The organism is Sphingobium nicotianae (genome assembly GCF_018603885.1).
Taxonomy (GTDB): domain Bacteria; phylum Pseudomonadota; class Alphaproteobacteria; order Sphingomonadales; family Sphingomonadaceae; genus Sphingobium; species Sphingobium nicotianae.
The window spans coordinates 92,002-114,497 of the sequence record NZ_JAHGAW010000001.1 but is presented as its reverse complement, the minus strand read 5'-3'; the positions used below and the strand labels follow the sequence as shown (position 1 = coordinate 114,497).

General features: G+C 63.6%; 22 protein-coding genes, 1 tRNA gene and 1 pseudogene. 10 read left to right on the top strand and 14 right to left on the bottom strand.

Annotated elements, in window-relative coordinates:
• Positions 1 to 137: 137 nt before the first annotated feature.
• Entirely contained in the window at positions 138 to 1,925 is a 1,788-nt protein-coding gene (locus KK488_RS00530) for an ABC transporter transmembrane domain-containing protein (protein WP_432653820.1), read from the top strand.
• A gap of 110 nt (positions 1,926 to 2,035) precedes the next feature.
• Here the strand turns inward: KK488_RS00530 and KK488_RS00525 are convergent, their stop codons facing one another.
• The 6 genes from KK488_RS00525 to KK488_RS00500 all read right to left on the bottom strand — a co-directional run bounded on the left by KK488_RS00525 (position 2,036) and on the right by KK488_RS00500 (position 5,750).
• Positions 2,036 to 2,548: a hypothetical protein gene (locus tag KK488_RS00525; RefSeq protein ID WP_214621187.1), complete on the bottom strand. Its 513-nt coding sequence runs from the start codon at positions 2,546 to 2,548 to the stop codon at positions 2,036 to 2,038.
• 95 nt (positions 2,549 to 2,643) lie between these two features.
• Positions 2,644 to 2,973 (bottom strand): PilZ domain-containing protein, encoded by a 330-nt coding sequence (locus KK488_RS00520; protein WP_214621186.1) that lies wholly within the window; start codon positions 2,971 to 2,973, stop codon positions 2,644 to 2,646.
• Positions 2,974 to 3,228: 255 nt separating this feature from the next.
• A complete protein-coding gene (locus KK488_RS00515; protein WP_214621185.1) occupies positions 3,229 to 3,654 on the bottom strand; it encodes an ExbD/TolR family protein in 426 nt (141 codons plus the stop codon).
• 25 nt (positions 3,655 to 3,679) lie between these two features.
• The gene (locus KK488_RS00510; RefSeq protein ID WP_214621184.1) at positions 3,680 to 4,165 is read right to left on the bottom strand and encodes an ExbD/TolR family protein; all 486 of its coding nucleotides are present in this window, start codon (positions 4,163 to 4,165) and stop codon (positions 3,680 to 3,682) included.
• A gap of 97 nt (positions 4,166 to 4,262) precedes the next feature.
• Positions 4,263 to 5,018 (bottom strand): MotA/TolQ/ExbB proton channel family protein, encoded by a 756-nt coding sequence (locus KK488_RS00505; RefSeq protein WP_214621183.1) that lies wholly within the window; start codon positions 5,016 to 5,018, stop codon positions 4,263 to 4,265.
• A gap of 75 nt (positions 5,019 to 5,093) precedes the next feature.
• Entirely contained in the window at positions 5,094 to 5,750 is a 657-nt protein-coding gene (locus tag KK488_RS00500) for an energy transducer TonB (RefSeq protein WP_214621182.1), read from the bottom strand.
• Between the two features lie 218 nt (positions 5,751 to 5,968).
• On the opposite strand from KK488_RS00500, the gene KK488_RS00495 reads away from it, so the two are divergent.
• Both KK488_RS00495 and KK488_RS00490 read left to right on the top strand, forming a co-directional pair.
• Entirely contained in the window at positions 5,969 to 6,862 is an 894-nt protein-coding gene (locus KK488_RS00495; protein ID WP_214621181.1) for a hypothetical protein, read from the top strand.
• A 127-nt stretch (positions 6,863 to 6,989) separates the two neighbouring features.
• A complete protein-coding gene (locus tag KK488_RS00490; protein WP_214621180.1) occupies positions 6,990 to 8,300 on the top strand; it encodes a homoserine dehydrogenase in 1,311 nt (436 codons plus the stop codon).
• Positions 8,301 to 8,388: 88 nt separating this feature from the next.
• Here the strand turns inward: KK488_RS00490 and KK488_RS00485 are convergent, their stop codons facing one another.
• A complete protein-coding gene (locus tag KK488_RS00485; protein ID WP_214621179.1) occupies positions 8,389 to 9,036 on the bottom strand; it encodes a PEPxxWA-CTERM sorting domain-containing protein in 648 nt (215 codons plus the stop codon).
• Between the two features lie 259 nt (positions 9,037 to 9,295).
• Between KK488_RS00485 and glpX the strand changes: the two genes are divergently transcribed.
• Positions 9,296 to 10,279 (top strand): class II fructose-bisphosphatase, encoded by a 984-nt coding sequence (glpX, locus tag KK488_RS00480; protein WP_214621178.1) that lies wholly within the window; start codon positions 9,296 to 9,298, stop codon positions 10,277 to 10,279.
• 128 nt (positions 10,280 to 10,407) lie between these two features.
• On the opposite strand, the gene KK488_RS00475 is transcribed toward glpX, so the two are convergent.
• Genes KK488_RS00475 through KK488_RS00465 form a run of 3 tightly spaced genes read right to left on the bottom strand, consistent with a single transcriptional unit; the run spans position 10,408 to position 12,360 of the window.
• Positions 10,408 to 11,175 carry an ABC transporter permease gene (locus tag KK488_RS00475; RefSeq protein ID WP_432653819.1) on the bottom strand — a complete coding sequence of 256 codons (768 nt, stop codon included), beginning with the start codon at positions 11,173 to 11,175 and terminating at the stop codon, positions 10,408 to 10,410.
• Complete coding sequence (locus tag KK488_RS00470; protein WP_214621177.1) at positions 11,172 to 12,113, bottom strand: ABC transporter ATP-binding protein; 942 nt, start codon at positions 12,111 to 12,113, stop codon at positions 11,172 to 11,174. The genes KK488_RS00475 and KK488_RS00470 overlap by 4 nt, the downstream gene beginning before the upstream one ends.
• Before the next feature lie 58 nt (positions 12,114 to 12,171).
• Positions 12,172 to 12,360: an SDR family oxidoreductase gene (locus KK488_RS00465; protein WP_214621176.1), complete on the bottom strand. Its 189-nt coding sequence runs from the start codon at positions 12,358 to 12,360 to the stop codon at positions 12,172 to 12,174.
• A gap of 159 nt (positions 12,361 to 12,519) precedes the next feature.
• Between KK488_RS00465 and KK488_RS00460 the strand changes: the two genes are divergently transcribed.
• The 3 genes from KK488_RS00460 to KK488_RS00450 all read left to right on the top strand — a co-directional run bounded on the left by KK488_RS00460 (position 12,520) and on the right by KK488_RS00450 (position 14,901).
• A complete protein-coding gene (locus tag KK488_RS00460; protein WP_214621175.1) occupies positions 12,520 to 12,771 on the top strand; it encodes a Kazal-type serine protease inhibitor family protein in 252 nt (83 codons plus the stop codon).
• Positions 12,772 to 13,000: 229 nt separating this feature from the next.
• Positions 13,001 to 14,749 carry a single-stranded-DNA-specific exonuclease RecJ gene (gene recJ, locus KK488_RS00455; protein WP_214621174.1) on the top strand — a complete coding sequence of 583 codons (1,749 nt, stop codon included), beginning with the start codon at positions 13,001 to 13,003 and terminating at the stop codon, positions 14,747 to 14,749.
• A gap of 77 nt (positions 14,750 to 14,826) precedes the next feature.
• Positions 14,827 to 14,901 (top strand) — tRNA-Glu (locus KK488_RS00450).
• Between the two features lie 551 nt (positions 14,902 to 15,452).
• Here KK488_RS00450 and adhP read toward each other — a convergent pair.
• Together adhP and KK488_RS00440 are read right to left on the bottom strand one after the other, a co-directional pair.
• The gene (gene adhP, locus KK488_RS00445) at positions 15,453 to 16,523 is read right to left on the bottom strand and encodes an alcohol dehydrogenase AdhP (RefSeq protein WP_214621173.1); all 1,071 of its coding nucleotides are present in this window, start codon (positions 16,521 to 16,523) and stop codon (positions 15,453 to 15,455) included.
• 411 nt (positions 16,524 to 16,934) lie between these two features.
• Positions 16,935 to 17,972 carry a hypothetical protein gene (locus KK488_RS00440; protein ID WP_214621172.1) on the bottom strand — a complete coding sequence of 346 codons (1,038 nt, stop codon included), beginning with the start codon at positions 17,970 to 17,972 and terminating at the stop codon, positions 16,935 to 16,937.
• Positions 17,973 to 18,150: 178 nt separating this feature from the next.
• On the opposite strand from KK488_RS00440, the gene KK488_RS00435 reads away from it, so the two are divergent.
• On the top strand, positions 18,151 to 18,615 hold the full coding sequence (locus KK488_RS00435; RefSeq protein ID WP_214621171.1) for a MarR family transcriptional regulator: 465 nt from the start codon (positions 18,151 to 18,153) through the stop codon (positions 18,613 to 18,615).
• A 111-nt stretch (positions 18,616 to 18,726) separates the two neighbouring features.
• Here the strand turns inward: KK488_RS00435 and KK488_RS00430 are convergent, their stop codons facing one another.
• Entirely contained in the window at positions 18,727 to 19,491 is a 765-nt protein-coding gene (locus KK488_RS00430; RefSeq protein ID WP_214621170.1) for an isocitrate lyase/PEP mutase family protein, read from the bottom strand.
• Positions 19,492 to 19,598: 107 nt separating this feature from the next.
• Here KK488_RS00430 and KK488_RS00425 point away from each other — a divergent pair, with 107 nt between their 5' ends.
• Positions 19,599 to 20,531: a LysR family transcriptional regulator gene (locus tag KK488_RS00425; protein ID WP_214621169.1), complete on the top strand. Its 933-nt coding sequence runs from the start codon at positions 19,599 to 19,601 to the stop codon at positions 20,529 to 20,531.
• A gap of 15 nt (positions 20,532 to 20,546) precedes the next feature.
• Positions 20,547 to 20,798: pseudogene (locus KK488_RS00420) on the top strand (molecular chaperone HtpG); the annotation flags it as partial.
• Between the two features lie 181 nt (positions 20,799 to 20,979).
• On the opposite strand, the gene KK488_RS00415 reads toward KK488_RS00420, so the two are convergent.
• Positions 20,980 to 22,491 (bottom strand): malonate--CoA ligase, encoded by a 1,512-nt coding sequence (locus KK488_RS00415; RefSeq protein ID WP_214621168.1) that lies wholly within the window; start codon positions 22,489 to 22,491, stop codon positions 20,980 to 20,982.
• Positions 22,492 to 22,496 lie beyond the last annotated feature (5 nt).

Below are 22,496 nucleotides of genomic sequence, written 5' to 3'. Positions count from 1 at the left end.
AATAAAGCAGGTTTAGCCGATCCGCGTTAAGAATTTTGCTGCCAGTCGCAATCGCCCCCCGCAATGCCAGCTTTGCCGGGCCAGCGCAGATGCAAAAGCGCTCCCCATGGCTGCAACTTTCGTCTAGAGGCGCGGCCATGGCCCGTCGTCCCGTCATGCTCTCCGTCGATGAACCACCCAAAGCGAAGGATCTCGGCGATCTGACGCTGATCTGGCGCGCTGCGCTGCGCTATCCCGGCCGCCTCGTCGGCGCAGGCATCGCCCTCAGCCTCGCATCGGCAGCGACCTTGGCAATCCCAGACGGGTTCCGGCGCGTGGTCGACAAAGGGTTCACCGCCGGCGGCGGCGATATCGGAAGCACCTTCCGCTATCTGCTGATGATCGTGGTCATATTGGCCTTTGCCACCGCACTGCGCTTCTATTTCGTCTCCTGGCTCGGCGAGCGCGTCGTCGCGGACATGCGGATCGCCGCGCAGGCCAACCTGCTGCGCCAGGCTCCGGCCTTCTTCGAGCAGAATCGCCCATCCGAAATCGCCTCGCGCATGACCGCTGACACGGCCGTCATCGAGCAGATCGTCGGCTCGACCGCATCGGTCGCCCTGCGCAACCTGCTCACCGGTACCGGTGGCATCATCTATCTCTTCACGCTGGCGCCCAAGCTGACCGCCATGCTCCTGCTCGGCATTCCGCTGCTCCTGGGGCCGATCGTGATCATCGGCCGCCGCCTGCGCGCGCTCTCGCGCACCAGCCAGGACCGGCTCGCCGCCGTCGGCAGCATCACGACCGAGGTGCTGGGCGCGATGAAGATCGTGCAGGCCTTCGTCCAGGAGCAGCGCGAGACCGCGCGCTTCTCCAGCGCTGTCGAGGACGGCTTTCGCACCGCGCGGCATCGCATCATGATGCGCGCAGGGATGACAGCGGTCATCATCCTCATCATCTTCGGCTCGATCACGATGATCATGTGGCAGGGCGCGCTAGATGTCGCTTCGGGCCGCATGTCGGGCGGCAGCATCGCCGCCTTCGTGATCACCGGCGGCCTCGTCGCCGGCGCCTTCGGCGCGCTGACCGAGGTTTATGGCGATCTTTTGCGCGGTGCCGGCGCGGCCGGGCGCCTCAATGAGCTGACCGCCGCCGTCCCGACGATTCGCGCGCCCGTAGATCCCGTGCCGATCCCCGCCGCACATCAGGCGCGCCTCACCTTCGACCATGTCCGCTTCCGTTACCCGACGCGGCCGGACACGCTGGCGCTGGACGACTTCACGCTCGACGTCGCGCCTGGCGAGACTGTCGCCATCGTCGGCCCCTCGGGCGCCGGCAAGTCGACGCTGCTGCAACTCGCCGAGCGCTTTTACGATCCGTCCGAAGGCGGCATCCTCCTGAACGGCGTTGACCTGCGCACGGCCGATCCCGCCATCATCCGCGCCATGATCGCGCTGGTCCCGCAGGAGACGATCATCTTCGCCGCCAGCGCCCGCGACAATCTGCGCTACGGCCAGTGGGACGCCAGCGACGCGCAATTGCTGGCCGCCGCCCGCGCCGCCAATGCAGCGGATTTCCTCGCCGCCCTGCCCGCCGGTCTTGACACGCAGCTCGGCGAAGGCGGCGCACGCCTCTCCGGCGGCCAGCGCCAGCGCCTCGCCATCGCGCGCGCGCTGCTCAAGGACGCGCCGCTGCTTCTGCTCGACGAGGCGACCTCGGCGCTCGATGCCGAATCCGAGCGGCTCGTCCAGGAAGCGCTGGCGCTGCTGATGAAAGATCGCACCACGATCGTCATCGCCCACCGCCTCGCCACCGTACGCGCGGCCGACCGCATCGTGGTGATGGAGGAAGGACGGATCGTCGAGATCGGGACCCATGCCCAACTCAGCGCCAATGGCGGCCTCTACGCGCGGCTCGCGGCACTGCAGTTCGCCGAGACGGCCTGACAGCATCCCGGCCGGCTGGACGCCCAACCGTTGCGCCTCACCCGGCGTGTAAAGCGCTGCGCGCCTGGCTGGGCAGGGATGTTCATCCAATGTCTCGGGCGCGTCCGGCCTCAGATATGGCGGCTGTCATAAGCCCATTGCAGCAGCGCCTGCCTTTGTCTGGGCCGGCAAAATGGATCGCCGGGCTCGCAATGTTTCCGGATCTGCGCGGCATGACGCCGGAAGGCGCGCCAGCGCGAGATCTGCCGCCGGTCCTCGTCCGGCATCCTGCGGCCCGAATAATAGCGGCAATACCACTGGAACCATCCGCGCGGATCGTCCGGGTGGATCCATCCCTTCTCGATCCATACGCGCAGCGGCACGCTTGCGCGAACACCGAAATGGTTCAGCGCACAGTCCGGGCCGTCTGGCGCCAGTCTGGCCTTCGCAAACCAGCTCGCGGGAAACTCCTCGCGGCAATCCGTCATATATTTTCCGCAGAAAACGCCGAGCTCCAGCATCTCCGCCGGGGTCAGCTCGGGCCGGAAATCGGGATCGAAATCCTGCCCGCTTGGGGCCGAGCGCGTATAGCGATAGCCCTGCTGCATATGATCATGGACGACAATTTCGACATCGCGGCTCACGCATCCTGTGTAGGCCGTCGGGCGAAGTCTGCAACGGCTCAGAAGGGTGAGCGCCCGATTGCGTCACGCCCGCGGCGTGGCGCGACCTGCAGCGCTCATCCGCGCGCGCGCGGGTCCGACATCCGCACGATATGATCGAAGATCGCGGGGTGGAGCGGCGCCTCGAATTCGCAACCGGCCTCATGATTCGCGACCCACGCCACGGTCGCCTTGCGGCCTTCGAAACCGGGAAACATCACCCAGACCTCCATGCCGACCTGCAGCTTGACGAAGCTCAACAGGCGAAATCCGCCCAGCGACATGTCGGTGATGCGGCTCTTGAACCAGCTCTCGCCCTTGCGCCGGAAGCGGACACCGATCAGCACCGTCTGGCGGCTGTGCAGCCGGGACGTGTGCTGGTCCGCCATCTCGGAAAGCGCGTTCATCGATCTTGTTCGCCTCAATCGAGCGAAGATAGATCGCGGAAGATTACCAACGTCCTAACGACGACGGCCTTGCGCCAGAGCGTTGCCGGTGCGCGATCAGTGCATGGAATGCTCCATCCCGTCTTTCCGACGGCCGACGGCCAAGGCGTTCATCTCCCGGACGCAAGAAAGGGGGCCGAAGCCCCCTTTCAAAATCCTATCCGATCGGCTGGCCTTGCCTGGCTCGACGCCTGGCTCGATCCGCCGCGTCCGTGATCAGAACACGCCGCCGTAACGCTCGTTGCCGACGAAGCCGAGCTTCGTCACTTCCGAGCGCTTGATGATCGCGAGAACATCGTCGACCACCACATAACGCGCCGACTGATCGGGCTCGAACTGGAGCTCAGGCTCAGGATTCATCTGCCTGGTTTGCCGCAGATATTGAGCCAGCGTCACCCGGTCGACGGGCGAGCCGTTCCAGTAGATGATGCCCTGGGGGTCGATCGTCAGCCGGTTCTTCACCGGGTCGATCGCGTTCAGCGGTTGCTCCGCATTCTGCGGAAGGTCGATCTTCACCGCGTGGGTCTGGATCGGGATGGTGATGATGAACATGATGAGGAGCACGAGCATGACGTCGATCAACGGCGTCGTGTTCATCTCCATCATCGGCTCACCATCGTCTTTGCCGCCACTCATTGCCATGGAACTGGTCTCCTAAATCTGGGCGTCAAAGGCGACGGACTTGGATCGAACCCGGCTCAGGCTCAGAGATGAACCCGACCTTCGGATAGCCGGCGCGCTGCATCGTGAAGATGGTGCCGCCGATGCACCGATAGGGCGTATCGATGTCCGCGCGAATATGGGCCTCGGGCAGGTCATCCGGGTTCATATTCTCAACGCCACCGGCCTTCTTGATGTCGGCTTCGAGCTTCTTCACGGCGCGATTCAGCAAGTCGCTCGCGTTCACCTTCGTCATATTCCAGTAAACTTCGCACTTGCCGTCGACCGCGCGGACCGTCAGCGCGACGTTTTCCGGCTTGGTGGTCGTCGGCTCGAACGCGATCTTTGGAAGCTTCACCTTCACCGTCTGGATCACGACCGGAACCGCGATCAGAAAGATGATGAGAAGCACCAACATGACGTCCACGAGAGGCGTCGTGTTGATATCCGACATCGGGGCGTCATCGCCGCCGCCCCCAGAACTCATTGCCATCGATCAAATCCTAACTGTGGGCTGAAGCCACGTGCTTCCTGTTGACGGGCGGAGCGGCGGCCGGATCGAAGTCCGCTCGCCGCTCGCCCTTTTGCGATCAGGCCTTGGCAGCGGCCGGCTTGGGAGCCGGAGCAGCAGGCGCCGCTGCGATCGCGGGACGGACGGCGCCGTTCGACACCATGTAGCCAAGCAGATCGTTGTTGAACGCGGAGAGATCCTCGGCGATCGCCTTGTTGCGGCGCTGCAGCCAGTTATAGGCAAGCACCGCCGGAACGGCCACGGCGAGACCCAGCGCGGTCATGATCAGCGACTCACCGACCGGACCGGCGACCGCGTCGATCGATGCCTGACCCGACGCACCGATCTTGATGAGCGCGCGGTAAATACCGATAACCGTACCCATCAGACCGATGAACGGCGAGGTGGCGCCGACGGTGGCGAGGAAGGCCAGGCCGCCGTTGAGCTTCGAGTTGATCGAGGCTTCCGAACGGTTGAGCGAGGCGTGGAGCCAGTCATGCGCTTCGACCGGATTGATCAGCTTGCCGTGCTGCTCCTGGGCCAGGATGCCGTCGTCGACCAGCTGCTTGTAGGCGCTGTTCTTCTCGAGCTTGGCCGAGCCGTCCTTGAGCGAAGGCGCGCGCCAGAAGCTGGCCTTCACCTTCTTGGCCTGGCCGATGACCTTCTGCTGCTCGATCAGCTTCGAGAAGAGGATGAAGAAGGAGAAGATCGACATGCCGACCAGGATGCAGAAGATCGAGATGGCGATGACACCGCCCTGCTCGAGGGCTTCCACCAGGCCGTAGGGATTGGAGTTCGCGGCCGGAGCGGCCGCTGCGGAAATAAGGGTGAACATTGGGTTATTCCTCTCAAACCAGTCAGTGAAGTGGCCGCCCCTGGCCCCAGTCCGGGACGGCCGTGATGGGAGCGATTACTCTGGCAGACGCCAAACCACGCGACGACGATCGGACGTCCTCATCGGATTGCCGGCCTGGTCGAGGGCCGGTGAGTACCGCCCGCGACGCGTGATGAGCGAGCAGGCCGCTTCATCGAGGTCGGCGTTTCCGCTGGATGCCGTCACACGGCAATTCTCGACGCGGCCCTGGGTGTTGATATCCCAGGCGATCGATACGGTACCCTGCGCTTCGTCACGCAGGGCGCGCGAAGGATAATCGTCGTTCGTGATCCAGAGTGCCGGGTTGCCCTTCGCACCCGCAGCCTTGCTCACCTGCGGCGGCGGCGGGGGAGCCGGCGGCGCTGGCGGAGCGGATGGCGGCGGAACCGGTGGTGGCGGCGGCGCGAAGACCGGCGCGTTCGACGGCAGCGACACCAGCGGCGGCGGCGAAGTCGGCGGCGGCGGCGGCGGCGGCGGCATGTCTGGCGGCGGCGGAGGCGGTGGCGGCGGCTCCTCCTCCGGTGGCGGCGGCTCCTCGGCAACGTCGATGACGTTCAGCTGCTCTGCAGCTTTCTTGACATACTTGATGCCAAGACCCGTCACAAACACGTAACCGAGGACCACATGAATCAATGCCACAATGATAATGGAAACCGTCCGACTGGACGATTGCGAGTGGTCAGCATAGGCCATTCAGCAACGACGCTCCTTAGCTCGATACAATATTGGTGGTCCAAAAACGGCGAATCGACACAGCACCATGCCGACCGCGCGATCTGGTCGCTCGGGCTCTCTTTTCGGGCCTTGTCCTATCGCGGCTAATCGCATGAGGCAAACGCTTTGTTGGTAATGGCCCCGTGCCCAAATTACTTATGTTATCGACCGCACACAGGGGCATGGAGAATCACTATATGTTACACCGTATCAGCCGCAGCCTAGCCCCCCGCGCCGGTGCTTCCTTGACCCTGTCGGCCCTGTGTCTTTACGGAATCTTAGGGATTTCTGGGCCGATCCTCGCCGCCGAGACGCGCCCGGTCCCGCCCGCTCCCGCGCCGCCCACGGTCACCTATGCGCGCCTCGCCGATCTCGTCCTGTCCTCACCCGCAATTGCCCGCGCGAAGGTCACCTCCGCCGTGGCCCTCAAGCCGGAGCAGGCGCCGGGCCTCAATCCGGGGCAGGCGCGCTTCTATGTAGAGGCCGAAACCGGCGGATTGATTCGCGGCGACAGCGTCATTGCCCGCAAGATCGCTTTCGTCATGGACGGGTCCGCCGCGAAGGCGAAGAAGCCCGGCCTCAAGGGACGCACCATGCTGCTGTTCGGCCGCGTCGGATCGCCGGTCAATTTCCTGCAGCTCACGTCCAGCACCGCGCTGATCGACTGGTCGCCTGCCAATGAGGCGTTGGTGCGCAAGGTGCTGGCCGATGCGCTGGCGCCCGACCTTCCGCCTGCCATCAAGCGGATCAGTTCGGCCTTCCATGTGCCGGGATCGATCGTCGGCGAGAGCGAGACCCAGATCTTCCTCGAGACAACCAGCGGCGCGCCGATCTCGCTCTCGATCATCCGTCGCCCCGACGAGCAACCGCACTTCAGCGCCTCGCTCGGCGAGATCGTGGACGATGCCGCCACCCTCCCGCCGCCCGGCACGATGCTTTGGTATCGCCTTGCTTGCGGTTTGCCGGAGACTCTGCCGGACCGGGCGCTGCGCAGCCTCGACCCAGCCGACGCGCAGGCCGCAGCCTCAGATTATGCCGCGTTCCGTCAGGCCCTCGCGCCCTGCGACAAGGCGGCTACACCCGTGATCTGAAGCGCCGAAGCGCCTCCGCGCGCCTTTGGCTGTTTCCTCTCGATGAAAAATCGCTCTATGAGGCGGCGCCCGCGCATGTCCTGCGCGGACGCCCGCCTATGAGACCCAGCCCAGCCAAGGAATGATCATGACCGAGACTGCCCCGCTTCGCCTAGCCATTGTCGGCCTCGGGACGGTGGGCGCGGGCGTCATTCGCCTGCTCGAGGTCAATGGCGACCTGGTGGCGCGCCGCGCCGGGCGGCGGATCGAGGTCGTCGCCATTTCCGCGCGGGATCGCAACAAGGATCGCGGCGTCGACCTCTCCGCTTATGAGTGGGTCGACGACATGGGCTCGCTCGCCACCCGCAACGACATCGACACGGTCGTCGAGCTGATCGGCGGATCGGACGGCCCTGCCCTCACCCTCGCCCGCCAGTGCCTGGGCCAGGGCAAGCCCTTCGTCACCGCTAACAAGGCGATGATCGCCCATCACGGCCTTGATCTCGCCCGTGAGGCGGAGCGGACCGGCGTCGCGCTCAAATATGAGGCCGCCGTCGCGGGCGGCGTGCCGGTCATCAAGGGCCTGCGCGAGGGTGCCGCCGCGAACCGCATCATGCGCGTCTATGGCATCCTCAACGGCACCTGCAATTTCATCCTCTCGACCATGGAGCGCGACGGCACGGCCTTCGCCGATGTGCTGGAGGACGCTCAGGCCAAGGGCTATGCCGAGGCCGACCCGACCTTCGACATCGACGGCATCGATGCTGCTCACAAGCTCTCGATCCTCGCCAGCCTCGCATTCGGCACCGAGATTGACTTTCCGGATGTCGACATCACCGGCATTCGCCATGTCCTGGCCGCCGACATCCGCGAGGCGGCCGCACTGGGCTACAAGATCCGTCTGGTCGGCATGGCCGAGTGTGAGGCTGAAGGCGGCGAAAATGTCGGCCTGTTCCAGCGCGTCCATCCGATGCTGGTGCCGACCGACCATCCGCTCGCCCATGTCGACGGTGCGCTCAATGCCGTCGTCGCCGAGGGCAATTTCGTCGGCCGCCTCTTCTTCCAGGGGCCAGGTGCCGGCGAAGGCCCCACCGCTTCGGCCGTCGTCGCAGACATCATCGATATTGCGCGCGATGAATATGGCCCGGCTTTCGCCATGCCCGCCGAATGGCTGCAGCGCCAGGTCAAGGCCGACGCCGGCCAGCGCATCGGCCGCGCCTATCTGCGTTTCCTCGTCAAGGATCGCCCCGGCGTGCTCGCCGAAATCACGGCCGCAATGCGCGATGCCGGGGTCTCGATCGAGAGCGTCATCCAGCGCGCGCAGCATGAGGATGGCGGCGTGCTCGTGGCGATCGTCACGCATGCCGGTGCTCTCTCGTGCGTCGAGGACGTGCTGCGCCGGCTCGGCGGATCGGACAGCCTGCTTGGCGCGCCAATGGTCATGCACATCCTGGATTAGCCCGGACGTCTGCTTGCCGCATATACCGTATAAAGAAAGGCCAGACCGTCGCCGGCCCGGCCTTTTCATCTCAGATCAACGAACGCGCTCAGGCGGCGAAGGCCACCCGGACCTGCCGGCGACGCATCGTCGCGCCCGCCAGAGCAAGGCCACCAATCATCATCGCCCAGGTCGCCGGCTCCGGAACCGCAGCCGTCGCGTCCGTCGTGAAGGTCAGGCTCCAGCCACCGCTGATCGTGCCGGTGTCGGCCGGGAACGTGTCGTCGACGACCAAGGTCCAGGTGCCGTTGGGCGTGATACCGGCGAAATCGCCGAACGCCGTCGCGTTGGGATAGAAAGTGAACTCATAGAGATAGAAGTTCGACGGCAGATAGGTGCCGCTGGTCACCGGGAAGGCGTCGACGAACGATTCCGGCAGGAAGCCGCTCGCGCTATCGCTGAACGTCAGGTCGACGTCCCTGATGTCAGCGCTGCCGCCGACGCCGCTCAGGAACACGAAGCCGAGATTCGCGCTCGTGTTGAGCAGGCCGAACACCAGATCGTCCGGATAGGTATGCGACAGGCTATTGATCGACAGCGTCAGGCTCGTGATGTTGCCGCTCAGGCCAGCCACGACGATGTCGCTCGTGACTTCGCCGCCATCGACGATGCCGATCGCATTCGTGTTGGAAACGGTCTGGGCGGCAGCCGGAACGGCGACCACAGCCAACGCTACTGCAACAAGAAGCTTTTTCATCATCTGTATCCCCCACAGACTAATTGCGGAATTGCAATGTGTTAGCAGGCTATGCCAGTTTGATTGTTTCTCAAATGGACATCTTGCACCGCAATGGAGCATAATGACCCAATATGGGACAGCCGGCGCGGGGGCGATAGCGCGGGGCGAACGGTCGCCAGACCACGTCGAATGACCCGGGGCGCACCATCTCCATTATCGACAATGCAACAATCCTCCCCTATCGGAAGCGCCTCAATTGTCTGAAGGATGCCGTGGGATGGGGAAGTCAACCGTCAAAGCCAGTTCCGTTCTCGATCGCGTGCTCGTGCTCGAGATGGTGCGCGTGACCGAAGCCGCCGCGATCGCCGCGGCCAAGCTGATCGGTCGTGGCGACGAGAAGGCGGCCGATGCCGCCGCCGTCGAGGCGATGCGCAAGGCGTTCGACGGACTCTATATCGACGGCACCGTCGTGATCGGTGAAGGCGAACGCGACGAAGCGCCGATGCTGTATATCGGCGAAAAGGTCGGCGGCGCGCCTGGCAAGGGGCCCAAGATCGACATCGCGCTCGATCCGCTGGAAGGCACAACCATCACCGCCAAGGGCGGACCCAATGCGCTCGCCGTGCTGGCTGCGGCCGAGGGAAACAATCTCCTCAACGCACCCGACGTCTATATGGAAAAGCTCGCGATCGGTCCCGGCTACCCTCAGGGCATCATCGACCTCGCCAAGACACCGACGGAAAATGTCGAGGCCCTCGCCAAAGCCAAGGGCGTCGCGCCCGGCGACATCATCGTCTGCGTGCTCGATCGTCCGCGCCACGAGAAGCTGATCGCCGAGCTGCGCCAGATCGGCTGCGGTGTCGTCCTGATCGGCGACGGCGATGTCGCGGGCGTCATCGCGACGACCAATCCGGATACAACGATCGACATGTATATGGGCTCGGGCGGCGCGCCCGAGGGTGTCCTGGCCTGCGCCGCACTGCGCTGCGTGGGCGGCCAGTTCAACGGCAAGCTGCTCTTCCGCAATGACGACGAGCGCGCCCGCGCGCGGAAGTTGGGCATCGAGGATCTCGATCGCATCTATCAGCTCGAGGATCTCGCCAAGGGCGACTGCATCTTCGCCGCGACCGGTGTCACCGACGGTTCGCTGCTCGACGGCGTCAAGACGACGCGGGATGGCAAGATGACGACCGAGAGCGTCGTGATGCGCGCCTCGTCTGGCACGGTCCGCTGGGTCAGGGCCGAGCATCGGGTGAAGTGAGAGGCTGACCAGTCCCCCTCCCGCAGGCGGGAGGGGTTAGGGGTGGGTATGCACCGCCCCGTCGGCGCCCGAAGCCAATGTTAAAAGCCCACCCCCGACCCCTCCCGTAAACGGGAGGGGTGAAGTCCCTACTTCTTCAGTCGATAGCCCGTCCTGAACATCCAGACGATCACGCCGAAGCACACCACCAGCATGGCGGCGACGAACGCCAGCGAGACGTCCATCGCCACATCGCCCTTGCCGAAGAAGGTCCAGCGGAACCCGCTGATCAGATAGACCACCGGATTGAACAGGGTGATCGTCTTCCAGGGCTCGGGCAGCATGTGGACCGAATAGAAGGCACCGCCCAGGAAGGTCATCGGCGTCACCACCAGCATCGGGATCACCGAGAGCTGCTCGAAGCTCTGCGCCCAGATGCCCAGAATGAAGCCGAACAGACAGAAGCTGACCGCGATCAGCACCATGAAGCCGAGCATCGCGAGCGGATGGGCGATCGGCACCCAGACGAACAGATAGGCGGTCGCGAGAATCATCAGGCCGATGATCACCGACTTGGTCGCGGCCGCCCCGACATAGGCGATGACCGTCTCCAGCGGCGAGACCGGCGCGGAATGCAGTTCGTAGATCGTCCCGGTGAACTTGGGCATGTAGATGCCGAAGCTCGCATTGGAGATGCTCTCGGTGAACATGGAGAGCATGATCAGCCCCGGCACGATGAAGGCGCCATAGGGCACGCCGTCCACCTCGCGCATGCGCGATCCGATGGCGCTGCCGAACACGATGAAATAGAGCGAGGTGGTGATCGCGGGAACGAACAGGCTGGTCAGCATCGTCCGACCGAAGCGATGCAGCTCGAACTTGTAGATCGCCTTGATGGCGTGAATGTTCATGATCATGCGGCCGCCTCCCGCGCGGGGCGGTGGACCAGATCGACAAAGATGTCCTCCAGCGAACTTTCCTCTGTGTTGAGATCCTTGTAGCCGATGCCGAGTTCCCCGAGACGACTCAGCAGGGCCGAAACGCCAGTGTCCTCGGCATGGGCGTCGAACTGATAGTCGAGCATATGCCCATCGTCAGCGAGCGTCAGGGACCAGCTCGATAGCCCGGCAGGGATAGCGCCCAACGGCTCGCTCAACGTCACATGCAAAGACTTGCGGCCGAGTTTCTTCATGAGCGCCGTCTTTTCTTCGACGAGGATCAGCTTGCCGCCGGAAATAACGCCGACCCGATCGGCCATATCCTCGGCTTCCTCGATATAATGGGTGGTGAGGATGATCGTCGCGCCACCGTCGCGCAACCGCCGCACCAGTTCCCACATATCGCGGCGCAGCTCGACGTCGACGCCCGCAGTCGGTTCGTCGAGGAACAGCAGCTTGGGCTCGTGGCTCAGCGCCTTGGCGATCATCACCCGGCGCTTCATGCCGCCGGAGAGCTCCTGCACCTTGGCGAAGCGTTTGTCCCACAAGGAGAGCTCGCGCAGCACCTTCTCGATATGGGCGTCATCGCGCGGCTTGCCGAACAGGCCACGGCTGAGCGCGACCGTGTCGATCACCCGCTCGAACATGTCCGTGCTGATCTCCTGCGGCACCAGCCCGATGGTCGATCGCGTGTGGCGATAGCCCTTGATGATGTCCTCCCCGTCCACTGTGACGGTGCCGCTGCTCGCGTTCACGATGCCGCAGATGATCGAGATGAGCGTCGTCTTGCCCGCCCCGTTGGGACCGAGCAGCGCGAAGATCTCGCCCTCCGCCACATCGAGATCGATCGTGCCGAGCGCTTGATGGCCCCCGGCATAGGTTTTGGAAATGCCGCGGACTGACAGGATGGAAGCCATGGCTCGGAGCTAGTCGATTGGACCGTGAATACAAGGGCTCACAAGCAGCCGCGAGCTTCTATTTCAGCATTCGACCGCCATCGATGACGAGATCGGACCCGGTGACGAACTTCGCCTCATCGGAGGCGAGATACAGGATGTCAAAGGCCATGTCGGCGGGCGACCCGAAGTCGGCATCGATCGCCCTGCCTTCCGCCGCGCCAGGGTCTCCGGAATTGACCGCATTGGCGAATGCGCCGCGCCGCATAGTTTAAGGGCGCGATCCGCGCCAAGCTCGCAAAGCGATCGAGGGATGGCGCGAAAGCACGACCCAAATACACCGAACGAGCATCGTCTGGTCATGCAGCTTGCAAAGAGCATTGCCCGAGATCATTCTTCGCTCGGGGGAAACATGAAGGGACTAGCGATGATGTGTTCGCCCCTGCCCGCGCTCGGCCTCGCCGCCGCTCTTTTTCTGACCGGATGCATGGAAAATATGCCCCGGCCGGAGCGCCCGCCCCGCCCTCGCCCCGAAAAGCCAATCGCCTGTACGCGCGAATATGCGCCGGTCTGCGCGGCAAAGGGCATGCGCCGCAAGACCTTCAGCAATGCCTGCATGGCGCGCGTCGAAAATTACACTGTCGTCCGCGACGGCGCCTGCGGACCGGACGACCACTAGGTCCTGCCTGTCGACGTTTGCGGCTGTCCTACGGCCGTCGGACCATGCTAGGCTCGACGGATGGCGATGTCCTTTCCCTTGTCGAGCGGTGCGCGGATCCGGATCCGGTCAGCCCGGGCGCCTTCAGAAAATATGATTTACACTGTGACTTTCGTGAACTTCGGACGAAAATTGCGGAACAGCGCAAGGAATGATCGCTGTCCCATGGCCGATCATTTCTAGTCTGGTCATGCGTTTCGCTCTCGAGATTGATCGTTCCCTCACCGGCCGCGCATGGCGCTGGCGCGGTGCCGAGCCGGCCGGCAGCGCCGGCGCGCTGATCGACGATCTGCTGCGCGCCCGCGGCTGCACCAATGAATCCCTGGAGCGCGAGCGCGCCCCGACCATCCGCGCCTTCATGCCGGACCCGTCCGTCTTCCGCGACATGGACCGCGCCGCCGAGCGCCTCGCCGCCGCCGTCATCGATCGCGAATCGGTCACGATCTTCGGCGACTATGACGTCGATGGCGCCACCAGCGCGGCCCTGCTGATCCGCCTGTTGCGCGATCTCGGTCTTGAGGCAGGCGCCTATATTCCGGATCGGCTGATGGAGGGCTATGGTCCCTCCGGCGAGGCACTGGTCGCCCTCGCCCGGCAGGGATCGAGCCTCGTCGTCACCGTCGATTGCGGCGCTCAGGCGTTCGATGCGCTGGAGGCGGCGCGCGAGGCAGGTCTCGACGTGATCGTCGTCGATCACCACAAATGCGCCGCCGCCCTCCCCGTCGCCCATGCCCTGGTCAATCCCAACCGGCTCGACGAGAGCGACGAAGGCGCGGGTCATGGCCATCTCGCCGCCGTGGGCGTTGCCTTCCTGCTCGGCGCTGCTCTGATCCGCACGCTGCGCGCGCGCGGCTGGTTCGCCACGCGCCCCGAGCCGCGCCTGATGGACCTGCTCGACATCGTCGCGCTCGGCACCGTCGCCGATGTCGCGCAGATTCGCGGCCTCAATCGCGCCTTCGTCGCGCAGGGGCTCAAGGCGATGGCGCGGCGCGGCAATATCGGCCTCAACGCGTTGCTCGCCGCGAGCAGGCTGGAGCGCGCGCCGCAATGTTCCGATCTCGGCTTCGCGCTTGGTCCGCGCATCAATGCCGGCGGCCGCGTCGGCCGTTCGGACCTCGGCGTGCGCCTGCTCACCACGCTGGATCCCGACGAGGCCGCCAGCATCGCCCGCGAACTCGATCAGCTCAATGCCGAGCGCCGCGCCATCGAAGGCGCGGTGCAGGAGGAGGCGGAACGTATCCTGGCCGAGTTGGGCGACAGCGCGGTCGCCGTCGTCGCCGGCACCGGCTGGCACCCCGGCGTCATCGGCATCGTCGCCGGGCGCCTCAAGGAGAAGGCCGGCATACCCGTCATCGTCATCGCGCTGGATGATGCCGGCATCGGCAAGGGCTCGGGCCGGTCGATCAACGGCGTCGATCTCGGTGCGGCCGTGCTCGCTGCCAAAGATCATGGCCTGCTGGTCGCTGGCGGCGGCCACGCGATGGCGGCCGGCCTCACCATCGAGCGCGGCCACCTCGCCGCCTTCGCCGATTTTCTCGAGGAGCGGTTGCGCGAAGACGTCAAGCGAGCCGCCGCCACCAAGGCGCTGCTCATCGATCTGCTCGTCGCGCCCGGTGGCCTGACACCCGAACTGGTGACGCAAATGGATGAGGCCGGCCCGTTCGGCAATGGCTGGCCCGCACCCCGTATCGCGCTGGGGCCGGTCCGCGTGATCAGGGCCGACATCGTCGGCACGGATCATGTCCGCGCGGTCGTGGCTGGCGAGGACGGCAAGTCGATCAAGGCCGTCGCCTTCCGCCAGTCGCAGACCGCGCTCGGCCAGGCCCTGCTCGGATCGGACCCGTCGCGCCGCTTCTGGCTCGCCGGCCGCGCGAAGATCGATGATTGGGGCGCGCGCCCGGCGGCCGAGCTTCACATCGAGGATCTGGCGCCGCTCTGATTGGCCTTGACCCGACCCGACGACGCCCCTAAAGGCGCCCTCTCACCGCGGCGGCGCATGGCGCCCGCCGGCCTTATGGCCCCTTCGTCTAGCGGTCAGGACGCGGCCCTCTCACGGCTGAAACGCGGGTTCGATTCCCGCAGGGGTCACCATAATATCAACGGGTTAGCCCACCTTCAGCGGCTACTGTCAATTATCCATCAAATATACGCGGAACGTCACAGGCGGTCTCCTACGCATTCGGGCGACCATTCGGCCAAGGGCGTATCGGCCAGCAACAGCCTGATGCCACGCTCCCGCACCTTGGATTCTGGCAGTCCTGCCGAGGAGTGCCCTGTTCGACGAGTACCTATGAAAGATATCGTTCGTACGCGGTGATCTGCTTGACGACCGGGGCGATGAGGAACGAGAGCTCGCGCAGCCGCGCGTGCTCTGCGTCCACGAGCTCAGGACGCACATCTGTCCACCAGCACTTTTCCGCAGCATTCCAGCGATACCCGAACCGGACGAGGTTAGTCAGGCTTCATCCACTGCCGCGTGGAAGATCATCGGGAATGATACGGACGGGAAAACTCCCCGTGGCGGGATCTAGATGCTTTCCGGTCTAGATTGAGCCAATCAACTACTCCTGCATTCGCAGGAGTAGTTGATCCTACGGGACGGAAGCGTCCAACCGCAGGCGTTTTGCAGAATCCGGCAGCGGTCAGGCGTGCATGGCGGCCGCGGCGCTTGGCGCGGCGTCTCCCAAGCCCTCGAAATCGAGGACGATGCGGCCTTCGATGTCGCCATGGTGCATGCGGGCGAACACGTCGTTGATATTCTCCAGCGTTTCCGTCTTCACCGTTGCGTGCACCTTACCCGCTTGCGCGAAATCCAGGGCTTCCTGCAGGTCGAGCCGCGTTCCCACGATCGAGCCGCGGATCGTTGTGCCGTTGAGCACCGTGTCGAAGATGGAGATCGGGAAATCGCCGGGCGGCAAGCCGTTGAGCGACACTGTGCCGCCACGGCGCGCCATGCCGACCGCCTGCTGAAACGCCTTCGGGCTGACAGCCGTGACCAGCACGCCTTGAGCGCCGCCGATCGCTTCCTTGATGAAGGCGACCGGGTCCTTGGTGCGCGCATTGACCGAGAGGTCGGCGCCGAGCCGCCTGGCCAGAGCCAGCTTTTCGTCGTCTATGTCCACCGCGACGACATTGAGCCCCATCGCCTTGGCGTATTGCACGGCCATGTGCCCGAGACCCCCAATGCCGGAAATCGCGACCCAATCGCCCGGCTTGGTGTCCGTGACCTTAAGGCCCTTGTAGACCGTCACGCCCGCGCACAGGACCGGCGCGATCTCGATGAATCCGACATTGGCCGGCAAGTGCCCGACATAATTGGGATCGGCCAGGACATATTCGGCGAAGCTGCCGTTCACCGAATATCCGGTATTCTGCTGCTGCTCGCACAGCGTCTCCCAGCCGCCCAGGCAATGCACGCAATGGCCGCAGGCGGTATAGAGCCAAGGCACGCCGACCCGGTCGCCTTCTTTCACATGGGTGACGCCCCGACCCACCGCGACGACATGGCCGACGCCTTCATGACCCGGAATGAAAGGCGGCTTGGGCTTGATGGGCCAATCGCCCTCGGCGGCATGGAGATCGGTGTGGCAGACGCCGGTGGCGGCGATCTTGACGAGGATCTGACCCGGACCGACGTCCGGCACCTTCACTTCTTCGATGACGAGCGGCTTGCCGAACTCGCGGACGACTGCGGCTTTCATGGTCTTCTGCATCGATTTGGCTCCTGACTGCCGTGCAAGGATCGATCGTGCCCGTCCCCCAGGGGAAGGACGGCGCATCGAATGCCCAGTCAATGGACCTTCGTCAGGCGCGACCAAAATCGGGAATGCTACTTAGAAAAGCGTATGGCCGATCAGCCGATCAAGCAGAGCGCTTCCGAAAGCTTGCTCGACCTGAAGCGGTGCATGTGCGTCAGATCCGAGCCTTGCTCAAACCGCCTATCCGACGGATCCACGGCGACAGGCGGCAATCTGGTCTTCCAGGCACTCACAGCATCGCCACCTGATCGTGCATGGCCGAACGACAGGTCGACATCCAGGCACAACCTCCGACGACATCATATCACGCGCATCATATCACGCGCATCAACAATTTCGGGCAGCAGCCTTGCTGCTCGTAGGGCCTCAAATGCGTAATCCGCACAGCGCGGCCGTGATCAGAAGCGAGACTGTGCCCGCGCACAGCAATCCGATTTTCCAAACCCGGTCTGCCGTCGAGGTCCGGACGCCGTGTGCCAACATGACGATGCGAAGGCCGCAGAAAAGGTGCGTAATGACAAAGAAAACGCCGAGGGCATAATGCGGCACGAGCCTGGTGTTCCAGGCGTCGATCAGCAGACCATCGGGCGCGCCGGCGGCCCACGCCCAATCCGTTTTTATGCCGTGTACCCACCGCGCCGATACAATCGCCGAATTGAGATGCGTCAGGATGAATGCCGCCAGATAGGCGCCCGATCCAATCTGAACCGTGCGCGCGAAGTCGAGCGGGCCAACGCTCCATCGCCACGCCAGTCTGGCGCCGCTCGCGATCTGGAACAGCAGCAGAGCAACGAGGACGGGTTCAATTGCGTGCGAACGATAGGCCACTCGACCGAACGCCATGACGCGCGCGTGTACATCGGGGCCAAGCAGACCAGTCAGATGGTTGAACAGGTGGAAGCCGATGAACAACAATATGATCGAAGCGGAAATGCCATGAAGCACCCGCGTCCGACCTATCGTGCCGGAGCTGGGTTCGCGTTTGGGTTCCGCGCGCGTGATCGTTGCGGTGATACCGACAACCAGCCAAAGCAACGACCAGACCCATACATCCTTGATCGGCGAATGGAGCAAGCCCGACAGCACGCCGACCAAGACGAACAGCGGTGGCGCCGCCAAGGCGGCAAAAGCGGTGCGCCGCACTCGAAGAAGACAGGCGTCGCTGGCTCCACTCGAATATCGCCAGGCAATCAAAATGCACGACAACGGCAGAGCGAACGCCGCGGCAAGACAGAGCGCGGGAGCGACGCCATAAGTGGCGGAAGCGATCGCCGCGTGAAACAGGCGAAGCACCCATGGATAAGCGAGCGCCGTCGCCACGGGCAGCCATGGCAGCATAGGCGTCGGGACGATGCGTCCGGACCGCATGTGCGCCATTTCTTCCTGGACGGAGCCTTCGAGCATTCGGTCCTCGCATCATCATCAGAGTGACAAGCCGCAGCCGCTCATCCCAAGCGGTGACCCCCTTCCAGCTTTTGCGCGGCATTGATTCTCTACGGTGTACCCTATATTACGGCATACCGTAATATTGAGGTATCCGATGTCAAGCGATGATCAACTCGCGAGGTCCCACGAGACGTCAATGGCAGCGCTCGTTCCTGCGCTGAACATGCACAGCGAAGCCGTGGTGCTGTTTCACTCTGCGATCGCTCAAAGCATGGGGCTCGATCCGACAGCCTATAAAGCCCTATTCCTCCTCAATCGCCTGGGGCCGCTCAGCGCAGGAGAGATCGCGAAAGAGACCGGGCTGGCGACAGCCTCGGTAACCGATCTGATCGATCGCCTTGTCGACAAGGGCTTTGTCACCCGCTCGCCCCATCCCGGAGATCGTCGGCGGATCGTCGTCACGTTGGTTGAAAATGCGGTGAGCAAGGCCCGACGCGGTTTCGCTTCGCCCAATCCGTCTCTGGCCGATCTATGCGCGCGCTACAATCCGGGACAGCTGGACGTGATCGCGGATTTCCTGGCGCGCAATGCCCGACGGCTGAGAGACGATCTGACCAGCCAGAGCGGCGACGCCAACACGCCTGTGCGCCACGCGCGATAGTTTCGGCGCACTGCAAAGGCCCCCTTCAATTCCGCCTCGGCACCAAATTTTGAAGCAAAAGCAGCCAGTGCCATCAACAACAACTTGGCACCGCGTCTGGGCTTGACACTTTCAGTGCGTCACTCCCTTTAACGCATTGTTCGCGGCCTCTTCCAACGCCTTCATCGCGACCGAATAAGGTGTCGGACCATAACTCAGCCTTGCGACGCCCACCCGCGCAAATTCGCCTGGCTGAGGAGAATTTGCCCCCAGCATGATGTTGACCGGCAGCGGGCTCGCCGCCACGAACTGCGCGATCTGCTCGATATCCGACAGGCCCGGAACGAAGATGCCATCTGCCCCTGCGTCCGCATAGGCCCGCGCGCGTTCAAGGGCCGACTGAAACTGTAGCGCGGGATCTGACGCATCCTTTTGAAAGAAGACATCGGTGCGCGCGTTGATGAAACAGGCGACACCCGATGCATCGGCGATGCCTCGCACCTGCCGGATTCGGGCGACCTGATCTGATAATTTTCGCAATGTCCCGTCCTGCGGGAAGCTGTCCTCAATATTGCAGCCGATCGCGCCTGCCTCAATCGCGCGTTCGATGGTTTGTGCCGGATCATCATAACCACTTTCGAGATCGACGCTAACCGGCAGATCGGTGACGGCGACGATCCGCGCCAGATTGGCGATAGCGAGATCGAGCGGGAGTTTTTCTCCGTCCGTCGTGCCATGTGCTGCCGCCACCGACCAGCTGCCGGTAGCGAGGGCTGATGCGCCCGCCGATGTCACTGCGCGTGCACTGCCCGCATCCCAAATGTTGAAAAGAATGAGCGGTGCCCCGGCCACATGAAGCGCTTTGAACTGCTTTGCCTTGATCTTCTGGTCGGTCATGGTCGGCCTCGCTGACTCCTGGTTCCTGTGCTGAAATGGCAAATAGACGCCCTGTGGGATTGCGGATATGGCATAAGTTGGAAATCACTTTTGCGATTGAAGCAATAATGAAGCTCGCCAATCTCGAATTGTTTGAGGATGTCTATCGTCGCGGCAGCCTCAGTGCCGTCGCGCGATCGCGCAATGTCGCGCCGTCCGTCATCTCCCGAGCAATTTCCGGGCTCGAGGCGGAGCTTGGTACGCTCCTCTTCTACCGCACGACGCGCAAGATCGCCCCAACGGAAGCGGCAAGCCTGCTCATGCAGGAGGTCGAACAGCATCTGGATGCGCTTCGTTCGTTGCGGACCACGCTTTCGGATAAGGCGGACGCACCCGGTGGCGTCCTGCGAATCTCCGCCTCGCATGCATTCGGCATCCATTGCCTCGGCTCTATCATCCCGGCCTTCTGCCGCGCTTATCCGGGTGTCAGGATCGACCTGACGCTCACCGATCAGCTCGTGGACATTGTCGGCGAGCGATTCGATCTTGCCCTTCGCCACGGCCCGCTCGGGGACTCCAGCATGATCGCGATGCCGGTCCTGCGTACCCGCTATCATATGTGCGCCAGCCCCGCCTATCTCGCGGCGATGGGCCACCCACGGGAGCCGGGCGAGATCAGCGGGCGCAACTGTCTCACGTTTCCGCTGCCGGGCTTCTCGGACGTGTGGCGTCTGCGGGATGCCGAGGGACACGAGCATGACATTCCCGTGCGCAGTGGGATGTCGGTGAACAGTGGCATCGTGCTACGCGATTGCGCATTGCAGGGGCTTGGCATCGTCCTGCTCAGCGACTGGCTCATCGGCGCGGATCTCGCTGCAGGCCGGCTGATCGATCTGTTCCCAGATCATGTCGCCACCCCGAGCAATTTTCAGACCGTTATCTCCGCCGTCTATCCCAACCGAACTTACACCCCGAGGAATGTGAAGCTGTTCATCGCCTTCCTTCAGCAGAACCTTGCTTCTGCTTTGGCCATGGGGCCCGATATCCTGCAACAAGCCTGAATGATTGACGGGTTTCGTTTCAGATCGACCGTGTCTGGCGAGAGTTGGCGATCGCTCAAGGATCATGTCGGCGGAATGAAGGAGAACCAGACGGCAATCCATTAGGCCACCGGTTCGGATCTCGATCGACTTGCTTCTTCGCCACAGCTTGAAGACTTTCGCGCCCGGAGCATCGAGATTTTGCTTCTGACCGACCAGGTCGACAACTTTTGGGTCACAGCCGGCGCCGACTGCGAAGGAAAGCCGTTCAAGTCGGTGACGCAAGGCATGGTCTGACCGCTCGAATCACGGTGCGTCGTCAATCAGCCACCGACGCGATTGTAACGCGATTCCCATCGACATGCCGGAAGGCGCGGTCGCAGCCTGCTGACGGCGTCGCGGGCTTTGCCCAGGACGGTGGCTTCCTCTGATAAGTCTTCTTCATTCTATGTTGGAATGGTCTCGAAGGTCAGTAAACGATATCCAAAAGCTCTTCGCGGAGGATATTTTTCTGCACTTTGCCCATGGCATTGCGCGGAAGTGCGTCCACGAAGAAGACGGTCTTTGGTAGTTTGAAGCGCGCCAGACGCGCCGAGATCGCTTCGAGAATATCGGCCGATCCGATCTTGCTTCCGCTCGAGCGGACGACGATCGCGGTAACCGCTTCGCCAAAATCGGGATGGGGCAGACCGATGACTGCCGTTTCCTCGACACCATCGAGCGTGTCGATCTCGGTCTCGACTTCCTTGGGATAGACGTTGAGCCCGCCGGTGATCACCAGATCCTTGTCGCGGCCGACGATTTCCAGATAACCGTCGAGGCTCAGGCGGCCGAGATCGCCGGTGATGAAATAACCGTCTTCCTTCAGTTCGGTAGCCGTCTTTTCCGGCATGCGCCAATAGCCCTTGAACACGTTCGGTCCTTTGACTTCGATCATGCCGATCTCGCCCGCCGGGAGCATGGTGCGAGTCTGTTCATCGACGATGCGGATCGAAACACCCGGCAAGGCCGGTCCGACCGTGCCGGGCCGCCGCTCGCCCTCATAGGGATTGGAGGTGTTCATGCCGGTCTCGCTCATCCCGTAGCGCTCGAGGATGCGGTGGCCGGTGCGTTCTTCCCAGGCGCGGTGCGTCTCGGCGAGCAAAGGCGCCGAGCCGGACACGAACAGGCGCATGCCCTTGGTCGCGTTCCTGTCGAGGCGCGGGTCGGCGAGCAGGCGGGTATAGAAGGTCGGCACGCCCATCATGACGGTGGCGGTCTCCAGCCCGCGGAGCACCGCGCCGGGCTCGAACTTCGGCAGGAGCCGGATGCGTGCGCCGGCGAGCAGCGGCACGTTGGTCGCCACGAACAGGCCGTGGATATGATAGACCGGAAGCGCGTGCAGCAACTCGTCGTCAGCGGTGAACCGCCAGGCATCGACCAATGTCGCGGCATTGGATGTGAGATTGCCATGGGTCAGCATGGCGCCTTTGGAGCGGCCGGTGGTGCCTGAGGTGTAGAGGATCGCGGCAAGGTCGTCGGCGGCGCGATGCATGTCCGTAAAGGATGCGGGGAGCGTATCGATATGCTCCAGCAAGCTGCCGCTCTCGCCATCGGTCCCCAGTGTCGCGAGACGCGCGCTGATCCCGGCCGCCAGCGGCGCGGCGGCATCAGCGTCGGCGGGATCGACAATGAACAGGCCTGGCTCGGCATCGGTGAGAAAATAGCCGATCTCTGCCGGCGTATAATCGGTATTGAGCGGCAGATAGACCGCACCCACGCGCAGCGACGCGAGATAGAGGATCAACGCTTCCGCACTCTTGCCGACCTGGACGGCGATGCGGTCACCGGGACCAACGCCAAGCGCGATCAGACGATGGGCCAGACGGCCGCTCGCTTCGAACAGCGCACCATAGCTGATCATGCGATCCCATCCGCACAGGATGGCCGGCTCATCCAAATCCTTGCCCGCGCATAGGGCCGCAAACAGACTGTGGTTCATCACGC